This window comes from Streptomyces niphimycinicus (genome assembly GCF_018883605.1).
Taxonomy (GTDB): Bacteria; Actinomycetota; Actinomycetes; order Streptomycetales; family Streptomycetaceae; genus Streptomyces; species Streptomyces niphimycinicus.
In genome coordinates, this window is record NZ_JAHLEM010000965.1 from 1 (window position 1) to 1672 (window position 1672).

Annotated in this window: 1 protein-coding gene and 1 pseudogene; both read left to right on the forward strand. The window is 69.7% G+C overall.

Annotation, left to right across the window (positions count from 1 at the left end; translation table 11 throughout):
- Window positions 1-1105, forward strand: a pseudogene (locus KN815_RS46170) (hypothetical protein); the annotation flags it as partial.
- Between the two features lie 51 nt (window positions 1106-1156).
- Window positions 1157-1672: serine/threonine-protein kinase (locus KN815_RS46175; protein WP_216347763.1), on the forward strand; the 516-nt coding region annotated here is incomplete at its 3' end.

A 1672-nucleotide genomic window follows, 5' to 3' on the forward strand; every position in this document is an offset into this window, starting at 1 on the left:
CGCCACGCCCTCCGCCGGCTTCGGCCCGAGCAGTCCGGGCGGTCCAGGCGGTCCAGGCGGTCCAGGCGAACCGAACGCACCAGCAGCGCCAGGCGGACCCGCCAGGCAAGGCGGCCCCGGCGGCGGCTCGCCCCAGGCGCCCCAGGCGCCGAAGCCCAAGCGCCGCCGTAAGACGCTCATCGTCGTCTCGGCCGCCGTCGCCACGCTGCTCGTTGCCGGGGTCGCCGCCCTCGTCGTGGTCAAGGGGCACGACGACAAGGGCGACAAGGGCGACCAGGCCAAGACCGACTACGACAAGATGACCCACACCCCGCCCGCCAACCCGGATGCCGCCAACTCCAAGGCGCCCACCGGTGGTTCGGGCGGCGCGCCCGATCCGTCCGCGACCAAGCTGGACACGACCGGCGATGTGCCCACCGAGTATCTGGGCGCCTGGGAGGGCGAGATCAAGGAGAGCGGCTCGTCCACCGGCAAGATCCGCCGGATCGTCCTCTCCCAGGGGCCGGTCGGCGCGTTCGTCGCCGAGACGCTGACCTCCGACTCGGACTCGTTCTGCCAGGACTCGGCCAAGCTCAAGTCGGCGGACAGCCTGCTGCTGATCGAGGACGACGAGGTCACCACCAGTATCCCCGAGGACAGTTGCAGCACGGTCGGCGAGCAGACCCTGCGGATAGGCAACGACGGCACCCTCGCCTGGAGCACCACGGACGGTTCCTACGAGGCGACGCTGCGCCCCTCGAAGCGCGGTGGCAAGCCGATCCCCTCCTCGTACGAGGGCACTTGGCTGGCGAAGGACGCGTTCGGGAAGCAGGACGCCACGCTGAAAATCACCATCAAGCAGGGCGCGATCGGCACCGCGGTGGCCCAAGAGGTCGCGGACAGTAAGAAGTACCACTGCGAGGGTGACCGGGTGCTGGCCTCGGTGGAGAAGGGCCTCGTGCTCAGCCCCTCGAAGTTCACCGGGGGGACCCCTAAGAATCTCTGCGGGCCCGGCACGTCACTGACGTTCACCTCTTCCGGACATGACAAGCTGCGTGTCGAGTATGACGACCCGGACGATTACAGCGATGAGACGATGACACAGACGTTCACCCGCCTCGACTGATCGGCCGATCGGCGCAGGGACTATCGGCACAGGGACAGGAGCCACACCGCGATGGAGAACCTCGGGGCCCAGGACCCGCGGTGGATCGGCGAGTACCGGCTGCTCGGCAAGCTCGGCGAGGGTGGAATGGGCCGGGTCTATCTCGCCCGCTCCGCCCGCGGCCGCACCGTCGCAGTGAAGCTCGTACAGGCCGAACTCGCACGACAGCCCGACTTCCGCGGTCGCTTCAAGCGGGAGGTGGAGGCGGCCACACGGGTCGGCGGCCAGTGGACCGCCCCCGTGCTCGACGCCGACACCGACGCCGAGGTGCCCTGGGTGGCCACCGGTTATATCGGCGGTCCGTCCCTGCACAGCGTCGTCGCCGAGGACTTCGGGGCGCTGCCCGAGCGCTCGCTGCGGATCCTGGCGAACGGACTGGCCCTCGCGCTGCGTGACATCCACGGCGCCGGGCTGATCCACCGCGACCTCAAGCCGTCCAACATCCTCATCACCATCGACGGTCCGCGCGTCATCGACTTCGGCATCGCGCGTGCCCTGGACGCCGTGGGCGCCACCACGGGCGGCAAT